Source organism: Bacillus sp. 9.4, assembly GCF_055486415.1.
Window position 1 is genome coordinate 75,337 of sequence record NZ_JBVFMU010000006.1, and the last position, 16,044, is coordinate 91,380.

Annotated in this window: 18 protein-coding genes and 2 pseudogenes; 17 read left to right on the forward strand and 3 right to left on the reverse strand. The window is 43.5% G+C overall.

The features are described from left to right. Positions 1-58 precede the first annotated feature (58 nt). The 3 genes from ACZ07B_RS19725 (at position 59) to ACZ07B_RS19735 (ending at position 3,873) form a co-directional block, all read left to right on the forward strand. Positions 59-970 carry a diacylglycerol kinase gene (locus ACZ07B_RS19725; protein WP_003233894.1) on the forward strand — a complete coding sequence of 304 codons (912 nt, stop codon included), beginning with the start codon at positions 59-61 and terminating at the stop codon, positions 968-970. A gap of 254 nt (positions 971-1,224) precedes the next feature. Next, positions 1,225-2,607, forward strand: coding sequence for a 23S rRNA (uracil(1939)-C(5))-methyltransferase RlmD (gene rlmD / locus ACZ07B_RS19730; RefSeq protein WP_464877574.1), 1,383 nt, complete (start codon positions 1,225-1,227; stop codon positions 2,605-2,607). Positions 2,608-2,709: 102 nt separating this feature from the next. Beyond that, entirely contained in the window at positions 2,710-3,873 is a 1,164-nt protein-coding gene (locus ACZ07B_RS19735; RefSeq protein WP_268556194.1) for an MrcB family domain-containing protein, read from the forward strand. 195 nt (positions 3,874-4,068) lie between these two features. On the opposite strand, the pseudogene ACZ07B_RS19740 reads toward ACZ07B_RS19735, so the two are convergent. The 3 genes and pseudogenes from ACZ07B_RS19740 to ACZ07B_RS19750 form a co-directional block, all read right to left on the reverse strand. Next, positions 4,069-4,284: pseudogene (locus tag ACZ07B_RS19740) on the reverse strand (hypothetical protein). A 127-nt stretch (positions 4,285-4,411) separates the two neighbouring features. Then, a complete protein-coding gene (locus tag ACZ07B_RS19745) occupies positions 4,412-4,795 on the reverse strand; it encodes an Imm50 family immunity protein (RefSeq protein WP_070548667.1) in 384 nt (127 codons plus the stop codon). 15 nt (positions 4,796-4,810) lie between these two features. After that, positions 4,811-6,559: a T7SS effector LXG polymorphic toxin gene (locus tag ACZ07B_RS19750; RefSeq protein ID WP_464877575.1), complete on the reverse strand. Its 1,749-nt coding sequence runs from the start codon at positions 6,557-6,559 to the stop codon at positions 4,811-4,813. Positions 6,560-6,769: 210 nt separating this feature from the next. Between ACZ07B_RS19750 and ACZ07B_RS19755 the strand changes: the two genes are divergently transcribed. From ACZ07B_RS19755 to ACZ07B_RS19820, 14 genes and pseudogenes are all read left to right on the forward strand, one after another. Continuing rightward, positions 6,770-7,792, forward strand: coding sequence for a hypothetical protein (locus ACZ07B_RS19755; protein WP_464877576.1), 1,023 nt, complete (start codon positions 6,770-6,772; stop codon positions 7,790-7,792). 142 nt (positions 7,793-7,934) lie between these two features. After that, entirely contained in the window at positions 7,935-8,777 is an 843-nt protein-coding gene (locus ACZ07B_RS19760; protein ID WP_445214540.1) for a hypothetical protein, read from the forward strand. A gap of 164 nt (positions 8,778-8,941) precedes the next feature. Then, the gene (gene rapH / locus ACZ07B_RS19765) at positions 8,942-10,072 is read left to right on the forward strand and encodes a response regulator aspartate phosphatase RapH (RefSeq protein ID WP_015715464.1); all 1,131 of its coding nucleotides are present in this window, start codon (positions 8,942-8,944) and stop codon (positions 10,070-10,072) included. Continuing rightward, positions 10,062-10,235 (forward strand): phosphatase RapH inhibitor PhrH, encoded by a 174-nt coding sequence (gene phrH, locus ACZ07B_RS19770; RefSeq protein ID WP_003242557.1) that lies wholly within the window; start codon positions 10,062-10,064, stop codon positions 10,233-10,235. Before rapH ends, phrH begins: the two co-directional genes overlap by 11 nt. Before the next feature lie 159 nt (positions 10,236-10,394). Next, positions 10,395-11,114 carry a YebC/PmpR family DNA-binding transcriptional regulator gene (locus ACZ07B_RS19775; protein WP_464877577.1) on the forward strand — a complete coding sequence of 240 codons (720 nt, stop codon included), beginning with the start codon at positions 10,395-10,397 and terminating at the stop codon, positions 11,112-11,114. Between the two features lie 133 nt (positions 11,115-11,247). After that, positions 11,248-11,694 carry a spore coat protein YeeK gene (gene yeeK, locus ACZ07B_RS19780; protein WP_015715466.1) on the forward strand — a complete coding sequence of 149 codons (447 nt, stop codon included), beginning with the start codon at positions 11,248-11,250 and terminating at the stop codon, positions 11,692-11,694. Between the two features lie 115 nt (positions 11,695-11,809). Continuing rightward, positions 11,810-12,394, forward strand: a complete 585-nt coding sequence (locus ACZ07B_RS19785; RefSeq protein WP_464877578.1) for a TetR/AcrR family transcriptional regulator — start codon at positions 11,810-11,812, stop codon at positions 12,392-12,394. Between the two features lie 78 nt (positions 12,395-12,472). Beyond that, positions 12,473-12,919 carry a nuclear transport factor 2 family protein gene (locus tag ACZ07B_RS19790; RefSeq protein ID WP_032722988.1) on the forward strand — a complete coding sequence of 149 codons (447 nt, stop codon included), beginning with the start codon at positions 12,473-12,475 and terminating at the stop codon, positions 12,917-12,919. After that, a complete protein-coding gene (locus tag ACZ07B_RS19795; RefSeq protein ID WP_464877579.1) occupies positions 12,916-13,761 on the forward strand; it encodes an NmrA family NAD(P)-binding protein in 846 nt (281 codons plus the stop codon). The genes ACZ07B_RS19790 and ACZ07B_RS19795 overlap by 4 nt, the downstream gene beginning before the upstream one ends. 146 nt (positions 13,762-13,907) lie before the next feature. Continuing rightward, entirely contained in the window at positions 13,908-14,156 is a 249-nt protein-coding gene (gene cotJA / locus ACZ07B_RS19800) for a spore coat-associated protein CotJA (protein ID WP_464877580.1), read from the forward strand. Next, the gene (cotJB, locus tag ACZ07B_RS19805; protein WP_003219491.1) at positions 14,140-14,403 is read left to right on the forward strand and encodes a spore coat protein CotJB; all 264 of its coding nucleotides are present in this window, start codon (positions 14,140-14,142) and stop codon (positions 14,401-14,403) included. Before cotJA ends, cotJB begins: the two co-directional genes overlap by 17 nt. 14 nt (positions 14,404-14,417) lie before the next feature. Continuing rightward, on the forward strand, positions 14,418-14,987 hold the full coding sequence (gene cotJC / locus ACZ07B_RS19810) for a spore coat protein CotJC (protein ID WP_003233850.1): 570 nt from the start codon (positions 14,418-14,420) through the stop codon (positions 14,985-14,987). A gap of 124 nt (positions 14,988-15,111) precedes the next feature. After that, positions 15,112-15,654 (forward strand): GNAT family N-acetyltransferase, encoded by a 543-nt coding sequence (locus ACZ07B_RS19815; RefSeq protein WP_014479097.1) that lies wholly within the window; start codon positions 15,112-15,114, stop codon positions 15,652-15,654. 22 nt (positions 15,655-15,676) lie between these two features. Further along, a pseudogene (locus ACZ07B_RS19820) lies at positions 15,677-15,975 on the forward strand (YesK-like family protein). Positions 15,976-16,044: the final 69 nt, after the last annotated feature.

The window sequence follows — 16,044 nt, forward strand, 5'->3', positions numbered from 1 at the left end:
AATTAAAGGTTGTTAGTGTAAAAATGGATCGGATACTCTTAAGTAGGATGATGAGATAATGAAACGTGCACGCATAATATACAATCCGACTTCAGGACGGGAGATCTTTAAAAAGCATCTTGCCCAGGTCCTGCAAAAATTTGAACAAGCCGGCTATGAGACCTCCACCCATGCGACGACATGCGCAGGAGACGCTACACACGCTGCCAAGGAAGCGGCATTGCGTGAGTTTGACCTGATCATTGCGGCAGGCGGAGACGGAACGATCAACGAGGTCGTCAACGGGCTTGCGCCTTTAGACAACCGTCCGACACTCGGTGTGATTCCTGTCGGCACCACGAACGACTTCGCCAGAGCGCTCGGCATTCCGCGAGAGGATATTTTAAAAGCGGCAGATACGGTCATTAACGGCGTCGCCCGCCCGATTGATATCGGACAGGTCAACGGCCAGTATTTTATCAATATCGCCGGAGGAGGCCGTCTGACCGAGTTGACGTACGACGTGCCAAGCAAACTCAAAACAATGCTCGGCCAGCTTGCTTATTATTTAAAAGGAATGGAAATGCTGCCTTCACTTCGTCCGACAGAAGTCGAGATTGAATATGACGGCAAGCTGTTTCAAGGTGAAATCATGCTGTTTTTGGTCACGCTGACAAATTCCGTCGGCGGGTTCGAAAAACTCGCGCCGGATTCCAGCCTGAATGACGGCATGTTTGATTTGATGATACTAAAGAAAGCAAACCTTGCTGAATTTATTAGGGTCGCCACGATGGCGCTTCGCGGCGAACACATCAACGACCAGCACATTATTTATACAAAAGCGAACCGCGTGAAAGTCAATGTATCAGAAAAGATGCAGCTGAACCTGGACGGCGAGTACGGCGGCATGCTGCCGGGCGAATTCGTGAATCTGTATCGACACATTCACGTCGTCATGCCGAAGGAGAAAGCGGAACAGCTGGATGACTAAACTTGGCTTTGTAAGCCAAGCTCAGAATGTTGACAAAATCCTAAAACAGTTTTCGTTTTAGGATTTTGTCATCTTTTCAGCGTGATTGAAAACCTTTGAAGTCTAGGAAGGACGAGCATTGGAGCGAAGCGAATGTTGAATTCGTGAGCACCGAAGCACAGGACTGACAACGAATGCGAAGGTTTGCCTACACGCTGAAACTTGGCTTGAATAGGCCAAGTTTTTCTTTCGCTTAAAACAAGAGGTGAACATACATGAAGATGAAACCCCCAGTAGAAAAAAACAAATACTATGACGTGACATTTGAGGATTTGACGCATGAAGGAGCGGGCGTCGCAAAGGTACAGGGCTTCCCGATCTTCGTGCCGAACGCCCTGCCGGAGGAAAAAGCCCAAATCAAAGTCACACGCGTCAAAAAAGGCTTCGCCTTCGGCCGCCTGATCGAACTGAAGGAAGAAAGTCCGCATAGAACCGACGCACCATGCCCGATCTACAAACAATGCGGAGGCTGCCAGCTTCAGCACATGACCTACGAAGGCCAGCTCTTGTTTAAACAGAAACAAGTCAAAGACGTCTTAGAACGCATCGGCAAGCTGGACCTGTCAAACGTCACCGTGCACCCGACACTCGGCATGGAAGACCCGTGGAACTATAGAAACAAAGCACAGGTGCCGGTAGGAGAACGGGAAGGCGGACTCGTCGCCGGATTCTATCAGCAAAGAAGCCATGACATCATCGACATGAGCGCCTGCCTGATCCAGCAATCCAAAAACGACGAAGCCGTCCAAGCCGTCAAAGACATTTGTGCCACATACGGTGTCAAAGCCTACAACGAAGAACGCCACAAAGGCTGGCTCCGCCACATCATGGTCAGATACGGCGTCGTGACGGGCGAAATGATGATCGTCTTCATCACAAGAACGAACGACTTCCCGCACAAAGCGAAGATCATCGAAGACATCACAGCAGCGTTCCCGCACGTCAAATCAATTGTGCAAAACATCAACCCAAACAAAACAAACGTCATCTTCGGAAATGAAACAAACGTCATCTGGGGCGAAGAATACATCTACGACCTCATCGGAGACGTCAAATTCGCCATCTCCGCCAGATCGTTTTATCAGGTCAACCCGGAGCAAACAAAAGTGCTCTACGACAAAGCGCTTGAATATGCGGAGCTTCAAGGTGAAGAAACCGTCATCGACGCCTACTGCGGAATCGGAACGATTTCTCTCTTCTTGGCGAAGCAAGCGAAAAAAGTGTACGGAGTAGAGATTGTGCCGGAAGCGATTGAAGACGCCAAACGAAATGCCGAGCTCAACGGCATCACAAACGCAGAGTTCGCGGTCGGAGAAGCGGAAACCGTAATTCCAAAGTGGTATGAAGAAGGCATCACGGCAGATACGCTAGTCGTCGACCCGCCAAGAAAAGGCTGCGACGAAGCCCTCCTGCGGACAATTGTGGAGATGAAACCGAAGCGGGTGGTGTATGTGTCCTGTAATCCTGGCACGCTTGCAAGAGATTTGCGGATGCTGGAGGATGGAGGGTATCAGACGCTCGAAGTGCAGCCTGTGGATATGTTTCCGCATACGAATCATGTGGAGTGTGTGGCTGTGCTTGAGAGAAAAGATATATAAGAAATTTTTAAAAAAACTAAAGCCTCCCAACATCAGGAGAGGCTTTTTATATGATTACGTCGTCTTTAGGTATCTCATTTATATATAGAGGTGTTTGAAATAGTGGCTAAAGTTTTAGATGATTCAAATTTAACCATACTAGAAAAAATGATTAAAGTAATAACAGAATATCATAAAGCTAAAAGGGAAATGTTTAAAGACCATCCTTTAGGGACACTTGTTCGTCATAAGATAAAGGAGTCTCTTTTTAAAGACGCCGAATTGGATCGAAAAATTTATCATATAGTAGGTTCGGTAGGACAAGGTAGATGGGCTGAGGTTCCATGGATCTCTGTCTTTATTAAGAACTTAACGATTTCAGCCACAAGAGGGTACTATATTGTATACTTGTTTAATGCAGATGGCAGCGGTTTTTACATTAGTTTGAATCAAGGTTGGACATATTTTAAAGATAAATATGGAACAAAGCTGGGGAAGGAAAAAATAAAAAAAACAGCTTCTATAATTAGAGGGAAATTAAATACTATACCTAAAAACATGAATCTATTAAATATTGATTTAAAAGGCAAGGGTGATCTTGCTAGAGGGTATGAACTTGGACATATATGTGGACGATACTATGATGTGAACAATATACCTAGTAAGGAAACATTGATAACCGATTTACAAGATTTGTTAATTGCATACAAAGAAATAGAAGGGTTGATTGGAAAGAGATCGATAGAACAGTTTAATGATTTCATTTTATTACAGGAAGACGGATTGTATACGGAAGATACGAATAATGAAGAAGAATATCAGCTAGCAGTTCAGCATTTTATTATATCTGAGAGTGTAAAAAAGACATATGAAGTAAATCAAAAAAAAGTACGTCCAGAACCAATTTATAATAAAGGTGGACAAAAGCAATGGACAAGGAATGCAAGCCTAGCCTCAATGGCAATGATGCTTTCAAATTACACTTGCGAAATTGACGACTCCCATAAAACATTTATCTCTAAATCTACCAATAAGCCTTTTGTTGAGTGTCATCATCTTGTGCCTATAGCTAAGCAAGATGAATTCCAATATGACTTAGATCAACTAGAGAACATGGTAAGTTTATGTCCACTTTGTCATCGTCTTATACATTTAGGTAGAGATGAAGATAAAGAAACACTTTTAAAGAAATTGTTTGACCAGCGAAAGGATCAATTGAAACGTATAGGTATAGAAATAACCTTTTCAGATCTTAAAGAGATCTATGGTTGTCAAATAAAAAGTTAGTGAAATTATTTACATTGTTTTCTAGAAGTATTAATCCTTTAATTATTGATTATAGCAGGTCTATTACTGCAATCAATAGTTTTAAGGGTATTATTGACTCTCGGTAATACGATAGTGAGAACTGTTCATTTAGAAAAAGGCGGAGGAGTTATCAGATGTCCGTTCTTAAACTTTTCACCATCTTTTTAGAAGCTTTTATGTTTGGATAGGATTCATGTAGTCGTTTGCTGATGCTAGATATGCTCTTGTCAGAGTGCCTAATTTATTTTTAATGTAAGAAAACCCCTTCTCCTTCTTCGAATTGCTCCTCGGATGAATGTTGCATAAAGAATTTTGCCACTTCATATCTTTTGAATATGTTTTTCACTATAGGGGTTGGATCTTTTTATTAATTGTTTTTATTGCTGTAATTGTTAATAGAGCTGTATTAAATCATATCTAACCCTCAAAGTGAACGCCTTCTATTAAAACTATAAGCCCTCGATTAAAAGGGCTTACTAGTAGGTTGCTTTATAAACCACAATAAATAGAAATTCAATCAAATATTATTATGATATCCTCCCACAGATTGCACAAGTCCTGCAACAGCTTTTATTCTAGCCTCAACTGTGCCTGTTATGTTAACTTCGATTTCATCGTCTATCTTTTCAATCTCTATGTTTCCGCTGAAATTTCTGCTTAGTGACTTAATGCTAATTTCCTTTATTTCAAATAAGTCAATTTCAATAACGGTGGTGTTATAATTTAAAAGGCTCCATTTTTTTGGCGGATTATCAGCGTGTGATGGCATATCAAATTTAATGCTAACCTTGTCGCCTTCTTGAAGAATATTAATCTCTGCAATTCTAACATTTTTTAATTCAGGTACCTTGTTGTATAAATTACAAATCGCTATGTTTTTGTCTAAAGCTTCATGCCACATATTAACACCTCATATCTATTTATTAAATTCGTAATGATCTTTTGTACCATCAATACTTCCAGTTCGGGGGTTATCGCTTGGTCTTACGTTAAAATGGGGTCCTTGTCCACCTTTTTCATGGCCAGCACTGTGATCTTGGATAATAATTGTTTCACCTTTATTGTTTTTAAAGTAATATTCTCGCGTGTATATAACATTACCTTGTTTATCTTTTATCACATGTCCACCTTCATGGGCTGCAGTTCGCATTGGTTCTGTTTTTACATCAAATGGTTGCTGAACAACAGGAATTCCCGCATCTCTTTTAGCTTCTTTAAAAGCACCTCTGCGTGCATTTGTAACGACTTTTAGATTGGTGCTAACACTTGTATTTTTTCCGCTATTGGACTGATATAGTACACTATTTTTCTCGGTGATATCTTTCAGAGGTTTTGTATCTAATGTATTATGAATATCTTGAATTCGATTTAGATCCCCCGAAAATGCAAATTGAACTGATCCGTTATGAAATGAGTCACTAATCATTCTAGATGTAGTAACAAGTGCTTCATTTCCTTTTGTAATGTTTTTTTTTGCTGTGAGTGTTCCTAGCTTTCCAACTTTATCTATACCTTTAGTTCCAATAAGTGCTGTTACAACAGTGGCCAGGGAATAGGTGATCCAACGTGATCTTGACTCTGCGTCTCCGTTTACCATATCACGCTTCCATGAATCGGATAACGCTGCCCATATATTAACTCCCGTAAATGTAACTGTTGCAAGTTGTTGGGTGGGAGAGGAGTTTAAAAATTTGTATACACTGTTAATTGTCTCTGGTGCATTTAAAATCATATCCTTCACACCAAGAGCAGTGTCTTTGCCAAAATCGTATAATCCCTCACCAATTCCTTTTAAAATTTTAGCTTCCTGTTTAGCCGTTTCTAATTGTATCACATACTGTTGTTGATAATATTCAAGATTCTCATATCCAATCTTCTTCGCAATTTCTAAATATTCATCAGGGTCAGATACACCTTCCGCAAGCTTTTTCTTTAAGTCTTTGATCTCGCGTTCCTTCGCTTCCTCTTTCTTAATCTTCAAGTAAGCCTCAGTCCGCTTTTCAATGTCGCCTTTTTTCTTATGTATGTCACTCTCACGGTACGCCTTGGCGTTGTAGTGGATGGGTGTTGCGTTTTTGCCTTTGCCCGTTGCTTCTTGGAGCTTTTGGAAGTCGGATTTGATGAATTGTTCGTTTGGTTCTGACAGGGCGTATTCAGTCTGCAGGTCTTCGTCCAAGGCGTCCAATTTTTCCAGTGTTTTTTTGCGTTTGTCGTTGGCATCGGCCAGCTCGTCTTTGAAGGTTTCTGTTGAAAACAGGTCGAGCGGGAGGATGTCGTTGATATCGTTCAGTATGTCTTTCATCGCTTTTTTCTGTTCAGACATGATGGACTTTGATTTTTTATTGGCATTTGCCAGTTCGTGCTCCAGAAAGGATTCTTCGATGTATGCGTCTGAGAGGCCTTTGTCTTCGGCGGCTCCGGCGATGCTGTTGAAAAATGCGATTTTCATGTCGATGTAGTCGATCCATTGGTCGGTGACGCCGACGTGGTCGTGATAGAAGGCTTTGATGTTGCTGGCGCCTTTTCCTGAAAATTCGCTGTCACTGAGATCAGCGACGCTTTTTAACGCTTTTCTCAAATTTACCATTTGCGTTCTTAGTTCTTTGTACTCTTTTGCACGGTCTATCGCTTCCGAAAGCAGTGTTTTCGCTTCAAATACTTTCATGACCATTTCCCTTCTTTTGTTCGCTCAATATCACAAATTTTACCACGGGGTGGGATAAGGGTGGGGGTGAGAACGTGTTTTAGTGGAAAAATGAGTCATTTGGCATGTGTCTTTATTCGTGGAGGGATTGGCGGAAACATGGTCGAAATGTATTGTCGCTACACATTTTTTGGAAGTTTGTATTCTATATTGTTTTTAAGGAGCATGATGATGAAGAAAAAATGGATTACATTTGGTTTATTAGGGTTAATGGTATGCATCATCCTGTTTGTTCTGTATGTTCAGTTACGCAATAAAGACAGTATTCCTGTCCAATCTTCCGCCATCCACCCCGAAGAAGACCGCATCTTTTTTATTTACTCCAATCCTTTCATAAAAGAAAGCGTGCTGCTTTCAACCTCAACAGGCGAACGGTTTAACAGGCGTACGTTTAAGGTGGCGGATGTGCCTTATATTCAAACGAAATCTTATGCATCAACAGACCTTGTATTATTGGCGGAACACGAGCCTTTTTACTACACGCTGGAGAAGGATGCGATCAAAGAGCATCCGCTGTCAGATCCATTTGCGTTTTGGTATGAGGGGAAGGATGTCTCTGTTACTGTTAAGGCCTATAATGTTGATACGACGGGAAATGAGATCCACATAAACGACAGAAAAACGAAAAAGGAATATACCCTTACCTTGCCTTCGCTTGTCACGATGGGGGCCAGTGATGAGAACTATATTTATATCATTCAAAGCATGTCTATTTACGTGATTGACAGAAAAACAGAGGAAATGATTGAGACCCTGAGCTTAGCCTCATACGCTGATCAATTCGCAGACTCGAAGGAATTTATTGTTGCGAGCTCGGAGCATGAATTGACTGTGATTGAAAAAGGGACATGGAAGACGACATATATTGCGTATCCTGAAGATCTTGAATATGCAGATACTGTGTATTATGACAAAGAAAGCGGCAGTTTTTACGTTACGTACGAGGACAAAGAGGGTGAGGCGAACTTGCTGGAGTATGGGAAGGAATTTTCTTTTCATACATATAGTTTGAATTTCCCTTATATGGAAGCGAAGTTTAAGGGGAATCTATTGTATATAGTTGCCCAGGAAGAGCATAAAAAGGGCATCGGCGGGTATGTGGGTGTGTTTGATATCCATTCTAAGAAGATGCTTTATCAGTTTGATTTGCCTGAGGAACAGGTGAAGGTTCAGGATTTTGTTGTGGTTGATTAAAGTGAAAGCTCTTAGCGTCTTTTTCTTTTTTGTTCAAGAGTTGATCTTTGCTGATAACAGTGTCGAAATTCTATGAAACTTTCATTCAAAGTACGCGTATATGAACCAAAAGGAGGACGATGAAGCAATGGGTGGTTCATATTTGAGTGATTTGTGTTCAATGTATCAAAAAGATAAGTTCTTTACCGGATTTGTCCCTGAGGAGCTTTTGACATATGCGTGTGAGTTATTCCCGTTATCGAAGAAAGAAACGGTGACGGCCTTACTGAATTGTTCCATGGGAAGTAAAGCGAAAAGCTTTGTTATGTTTACGAGTAAGGGATTGTACTGGAAGAGATTTGGAGAACAAGAGGGATGTGTGACTTGGGAAGCATTCACTGATATCCAATCGATTAAATCGACGGATGATTATGAGATTTGGTTTGATGGAGTAGAGGTTTTTGATGTCGGCTTCAGTTCATATCCCGCGGATCTGTTGGCAGAGCTGTTGAGGATAATTCAGCAATTTCTTAGTGAAAATGGCTTGGATTTGCTTACGGAACCCCGGATAGATCATGTATCTGTTTCTGCCAGTGAATTGAGGGAAATCAGTATTTTGTTTCAGAACAGCCATGACAAGATGTTCGGTTTGACCAATGGGCTACTGGTCGGTAACGAGATTTCTGAAAAGAGAGAGGTACGATTGAGAAAACGGCTGCATATTCCTAAGGATCAGGAGATGATCTCCTTCTGGAGTACTTTTCCCGTGAAGCAAACAGATGGCATCACATTAACAGACAAAGGGATTTATTTTTCAGATCCTTTTCTCAGGTTATTTTATCCTTGGCATGTGTTTAAGGAAACGCCTGTAATGTTAAAAGATCAGGAGTTAATTGTGGGGAAAAAGAATGTCATTCAATTGCTGGAAAACCTGATGCCTGCTAAGGACGTATTTGCTTTTTTAGAACAAGTAAAACGAAGAATCAGCGCTGTTACGAGCTGGTGAATACGTATTTGAAATAAGATTGACATGGGACCCTTGCATAAAGGGTTCTTTTTTATGAAAAAAACAAATTGACAGGATGAAAAAACAATTTCTTCCTTCTATATTGTTTTCAAAATTTGGGATTGATAGAATATGACATATCTCATAGAGAAGGAGGGAAGCCGTTGAGTCAAGCCATACCGTCTTCGCGTGTAGGTGTTAAGATTAATGAATGGTATAAAATGATTCGCCAGTTCAGTGTTCCGGATGCTGAGATTCTGAAAGCGGAGGTGGAGCAGGACATTCAGCAAATGGAAGAAGACCAGGATTTGCTGATCTATTATTCTCTGATGTGTTTTCGGCACCAGCTGATGCTTGATTATTTGGAGCCGGGACAAACATACGGGAATCGCCCTACAGTGACAGAGCTTCTTGAAACGATTGAGACCCCTCAGAAAAAACTCACAGGCCTTTTGAAATACTACTCTTTGTTTTTCCGTGGCATGTATGAATTTGACCAAAAAGAATATGTGGAAGCGATCGGATATTATCGCGAGGCGGAGAAAGAACTGCCGTTTGTGTCAGATGATATTGAGAAAGCCGAATTCCATTTTAAAGTGGCAGAAGCGTATTATCACATGAAGCAAACCCATGTGTCGATGCATCATATTCTTCAAGCCTTGGACATTTATCAAAACCATCCTCTATACAGCATTAGAACGATACAAAGCTTGTTTGTGATCGCCGGCAACTATGATGATTTCAAACATTATGATAAAGCGCTCCCGCATTTAGAGGCGGCGCTGGAATTGGCAATGGACATTCAAAATGACAGGTTTATCGCCATTTCTCTATTGAACATTGCAAACAGCTATGACAGATCAGGAGACGATCAGATGGCTGTAGAACATTTCCAAAAAGCGGCGAAAGTAAGCAGAGAGAAAGTCCCTGATCTGCTTCCGAAAGTCTTGTTTGGGTTAAGCTGGACATTATGTAAAGCGGGCCAAACACAGAAGGCGTTTCAGTTCATAGAGGAAGGATTAGACCATATCACAGCACGTTCTCACAAATTTTATAAAGAATTGTTTCTGTTCTTGCAGGCCGTGTACAAGGAGACTGTTGATGAACGAAAAATTCATGATCTTTTAAGCTATTTCGAAAAAAAGAACCTGCACGCGTACATTGAAGCATGTGCCCGGAGTGCTGCCGCTGTTTTTGAAAGCAGCTGTCACTTTGAACAAGCCGCTGCGTTTTATCGGAAAGTGCTGAAAGCCCAAGAAGATATTCTAAAAGGAGAGTGTTTATATGCCTATTAAGAAAAAAGTGATGATGTGTCTGGCTGTTACTCTAGTTTTCGGAAGCATGTCGTTTCCAACCCTGACAAACTCCGGCGGATTTAAGGAATCAACAGATCGAAATACGACGTATATCGATCATTCCCCTTACAAACTCAGTGATCAGAAGAAAGCCCTTAGCTAGGGCTTTTTCTTGCTTTACGGAAGACGTTCCATTTTCCACATCGCGGCATTCCTTCTATTTCTAACGCAAGACACTCGAAACAACCAAACCATTTGAGGTATAATGGATAAAGTGAATAACAGTATTTAGATTGATATATATGAAAGAGAGTGGAACATCATGGGCCGTAAGTGGAACAATATTAAAGAGAAGAAGGCGTCTAAGGACGCAAATACGAGTCGGATTTATGCGAAGTTTGGCCGTGAGATTTATGTGGCGGCGAAACAGGGCGAGCCTGATCCGGAATCCAACCAGGCACTGAAGGTTGTGCTTGAGCGTGCGAAGACTTACAGCGTGCCGAAAAACATCATTGAACGTGCGATCGAGAAGGCGAAGGGCGGAGCGGAAGAGAATTACGATGAGCTTCGTTATGAGGGCTTCGGGCCGAACGGATCAATGATTATCGTTGATGCGCTGACGAATAATGTAAACCGTACGGCGCCGGAAGTGCGTGCGGCGTTCGGGAAAAACGGCGGAAACATGGGTGTGAGCGGATCTGTTGCTTACATGTTTGACGCGACGGCTGTAATCGGTGTGGAAGGCAAAACGGTTGACGAAGCGCTTGAAATCCTGATGGAAGCGGATGTTGATGTACGTGACATTTTAGAAGAGGATGACAGCGCGATCGTGTATGCCGAGCCTGATCAATTCCATGCGGTGCAAGAGGCGTTTAAAAACGCGGGTGTCGAGGAATTTACAGTAGCGGAGCTGACAATGCTTGCGCAAAGTGAAGTAACGCTTCCGGATGATGCAAAGGAACAGTTTGAAAAATTGATTGATGCATTAGAAGATTTGGAAGATGTTCAGCAGGTATATCATAACGTTGATTTAGGTGAGTAAGGAGTGAGCAGGCTGTTATGGCCTGCTTTTTTTGTCCCGGAAATTGTTTTAGCTGTATGTAGGCGGCCGCCTATACGATCTGTAATATATTCTCATACTCTGGACTGTAACCTATGTGAAGGAGAGAGTGAATATGACTGATACAAGACATATGTATGGCGGACCTGGTTTTGGTCATTATCAGGGCTTTGGTATTGGCCACCCGGGCTATGGCATGCAAAGCACAGGCTATCCGGGCTATGGCATGTATGGAGGCCACCCGGGCTATGGCATGCAAGGCTACCCAGATCACGGCATACATGGAGGAGTCGGCGGCTATCCGGGATATGGAACGTACGGAGGATCCGGCGGTTACCCAAGCGGCGGCTATGGAGGCTCTCCGGGAACTGTAAGTTATCCGAACATGCACCATGAAAATGATGGCCATCACCACTATTATCACCATCATCATGATGGAAAAGATAATCTTCATCACCATCATCACCATGTTGGAAAGGATAATCATCACCACCATCATGATGGTCATTATGGCCACCATCACCACCATATGGGCCACTGGGGAAAAGACGGTTATAAATAAAGAAGATGATGATAAAAAGAGGACACTCTTGCAGATCAAGAGTGTTTTTTTTAGCTTTTTTCTTGACTATTCAGTCTGGAAACTGGTAACATTTGTTTCAGGAGGTGACCGTTTTTTGGGGAGGAATAAAGAATTTGATACGGCGCTTGTTCTTCACAGGGCGATAGAGGTTTTTGGAGAGTATGGCTACGAAGGAACGTCTCTTCAGGATCTGCTCTCTCATTTAGGCATTGCGCGCCAAAGTTTGTATGATACGTATGGCACGAAGCGTGATTTGTTTTTGTCCGCTGTGAAAACGTATCTTGAAGGGAAAAACACTGCCGTTATGGAAAGGCTTGAAGCGCCAGGATCTGTAAAGGAAGCCATTCGTAATATTTTTCAAGAAGGTGTCAATGCTTTGAGGGATCCTGAACGGGCGAAGGCGTGCTATATCATTAACAGCGCGATTGAACAGATTCCGCATGACCCTGAGCTTGCCCGGTATTTTGACAGACAATCCAAGCAGCTTGAGGACGCTTTTTATCAGGCGCTTTTAAGAGCGAAGGATCAAGGAGAATTGAATGGCGAAGATACTGATATATCTGCGCTTGCCCGGTACCTGAATCAAAGCAGGCTGTCTCTGACATTTGTTGCGAAAGTGACGGCTGATATAGATCGGCTTCAGGACCATGTTGACGTGAGTTTATCAGTGCTTGATTAACATGTGGTAAAGGATTCTTTGCCCATGTATGTACTTTTTGGACTGAATAGTCTAGAAATAAAAATGAGGTGATGATGAATGTTGATGAATGAGTTTGAAAAAGCATGTGAAACATTGAGAAAGTTTATGGCTTATATGCTTGAGAAGGACATGAAGAGCTGGACGGAGCTTTGGGATGAGAATGCTGTATTTGAGTTTCCTTATGCGCCGGAGGGATCACCAAAAAGAATAGAAGGAAAAGCGGCCATTTACGATTATATTAAAGATTATCCTAAGCAGATTCATCTTTCTTCATTTACCGCTCCGACAGTGTACCGTTCAGCAGATACGAATACGATGATTGCGGAGTTTCAATGTGACGGCCATGTGGTTGAAACTGGGCTGCCTTATCGCCAAAGTTATATCAGTGTCATCGAAACGAGAGATGGCCGCATTGTGCGTTATAAGGATTATTGGAATCCGCTTGTTGTAAAAGAGGCCTTTGGAGGATCATTTTTGCAAACAGAGGAGAGTGGAAAACGATGAAACAGAATCCGATTTTAATCACAGGCGGGACCGGCACAACCGGCAGCCGAATCGCCAGTCGTTTAATAGAGCTGGGACACAGGGTGCGTATTGCGAGCCGGAAAAAGGGCGCGCTTGCTGATGCTGAGTATGTGTATTTTAATTGGAAGGACGCCTCCAGTTTTACGCCTGCTCTGGAACAGGTAAAACAGATCTATCTTGTTGCTCCGGTCGGTGTATTTGATCCGGCTCCCTATGTGCTCCCCTTTTTAAAGGAGGCAAAGCGTCTCGGTGCAAAGCGTGTAGTGATGCTAAGTGCGTCTGTTGTCCCTGAGAATGGCCCCGTGTTTGGCGCGCTTCATCAGGCAGTGCGTGAGTTTCCAGAATGGACGGTGCTGCGGCCTTCATACTTTATGCAAAATTTCATCAATGTCCAGCATCGAATGTCGATTCAAACTGAGGGGCGCATTATCACGGCTTCGGGCGAGGGAAAGCTAGGATTCATTGATGCTGATGACATCGCAGAAACAGCCGTGCGCGCTTTAATTGATGGTGTTCCTCATCAAACACATCATATCCTGACAGGACCCGAGGCGCTGAGCTATGCCGAAGCGGCAGAGATTATCGGTGCAGCGGCGGGACGCCGGGTGGAGCATGTCAGCATTTCTCGTTCCGAGCTGCAGAATCGGATGGAGGCAGCTGGTTTGCCGGCTAACTATGCGGAATTTATGGCGGGGCTTGATGAGGCAATCAGCCATGGTGCGGAACATCGGGTAACGGATACAGTGAAGCGTGTGACGGGAAAAGAACCTCGTTCGCTGTCAGAGTTTGCGGCTGCTCATGCTGTGTATTGGAAACACTGATCTTATTTCGGACTAAATAGTCTAGAAAGACCTTCGGCGCTTCCGAAGGTCTTCTTATTGAAAAAGCTAAGTCGTGTTTCAGTCATAATCATGCCTCCTGCCTCATACCTATTAAGGTCATTGTTTTTGAGAAAGGAGGAGCCGGAATGAAGGATATGCAGCCGTTTACGCCTGTCAAATCATATACGCCCTTTCACAGCCGTTTTGATCCCTGTCCGCCCATAGGGAAGAAATATTACAGAACGCCCCCTAACCTTTATATGACCTTTCAGCCTGAGCATATGGAGCAGTTTTCGCCGATGGAGGCTTTGAGAAAAGGCACCCTTTGGAAGGATCTCTATGATTTTTATGAAAACCCTTATCGAGGGGGAGACACACATGGCAAAAAAGGTTGACGCCGAATATTATCGTCAGCTAGAGCAAATACAGGCTGCTGATTTTGTGCTTGTTGAGCTGAGTCTTTATTTGAATACACATCCTCATGATGAAGATGCGCTGAAGCAATTCAATCAATATTCCGGCTATTCAAGGCACTTAAAAAGACAGTTCGAATCCTCTTACGGACCGCTTCTGCAGTTCGGCAACAGCCCCGCGGGCAAGGATTGGGATTGGGGAAAAGGGCCATGGCCGTGGCAAGTATAAGGAGGAATGCCTGAATGTGGGTGTATGAAAAGAAGCTGCAATACCCTGTCAAGGTCAGTACGTGCAACCCGACGCTGGCGAAGTATTTGATTGAGCAGTATGGCGGAGCGGACGGCGAGCTGGCCGCGGCTCTCCGGTATTTGAACCAGCGTTATACGATTCCTGATAAGGTCATCGGCCTTTTAACAGATATCGGCACGGAGGAGTTTGCCCATTTGGAAATGATTGCGACCATGGTCTATAAGTTAACGAAAGACGCCACACCGGAGCAGCTGCGTGAAGCTGGGCTTGGCGATCATTACGTCAATCACGACAGCGCGCTTTTTTATCATAATGCGGCGGGCGTGCCGTTTACCGCGAGCTATATCCAAGCGAAGGGCGATCCGATTGCCGATTTATACGAAGATATTGCCGCAGAAGAAAAGGCGCGGGCGACGTATCAATGGCTGATTGATATTTCGGATGATCCTGATTTAAACGATTCCCTGCGTTTTTTGCGTGAGCGTGAAATCGTACACTCTATGCGCTTCAGAGAAGCGGTTGAAATTTTAAAAGAAGAACGGGATAAAAAGAAGATTTTCTAATAGGCAGATTGGCCTCTCTTTCATACACCCTTTTACATACAGAGAAAATGGTCTGTTTTTGCAGTTTGGTCTGCATTATAATCAAGGTGTGTGTGCAAGCTTACTTTTTGATTGGGAGGCCTTTATGTCAGCTTTTAAGATTGAGAACGAAACGATTGCAGATGGATTTTACGCGTGTCCGGCCGTCTATGAGGATGCAGAATCGATTACCGGGTTGCTCGTCCGAACAGCTGAATGGCTCCGGGATCGGGGTTCTAACCAATGGAGCGGACTTCTGAAAGGGCAAGATATACATGATATCACGGGGTCAATTGAAAAGGGACATGTGTTTGTGTTTAAAAAAGATGAAGAGCTTGCGGCTGTCGTGATGCTGCTGCCTGAACCGAGCGAGTGGGACCGGACGCTTTGGGGAGACGATGGGCATGAGGAGTCCATTTATTTGCACCGCCTCGCAGTAAGCCGCCGGTTTGCGGGACAGGGGCTAGGAGCCCGCGTCCTTCAGTGGGCGGAGACGGGCATACACTTTCCGGAAAAAACGCGGATCCGGCTTGACTGTGTCGCTGATAGCGACGCCCTGCATTCCTTTTATCGGCGTATGGGATATGAATTCATGGGTGCTGATGCGTCCGGATATCATTTGTTTGAGAAAGAGATTACGGCAGAATAAGCGTCCTTTGCAGGGGGCTTTTTTGTCTTTTTCTAAAAGGGAGGCAGGCGATGTGTGGCCAATATTATCTGTGACAGGGATTGTGACGGCTTGTCTGTTTGCTGGCGTATCCGTTTTGATGCGGATGAGATTTCCTGACAAAAGTCGGCCGGAATGGATGTTGGCCGGGCTGATCGTCCTTGGTGTGTTTGCGATCTGGTACAGCCTCGTGTACGCGGCTGGGAAGGGGCTGCGCTCGGAATGCTTGGATTCAATGTCATTTTCGGAGCCATTGCCGGATATTTGATCGATAAGGCCATCCGGCGTTACTGGAAAAGATAAGGCTGCTGCTGTCTCTCATCATGTCGAAATTTTCACAGACCGGCAGGAATTTTCTTTCGAAAGGAGAAA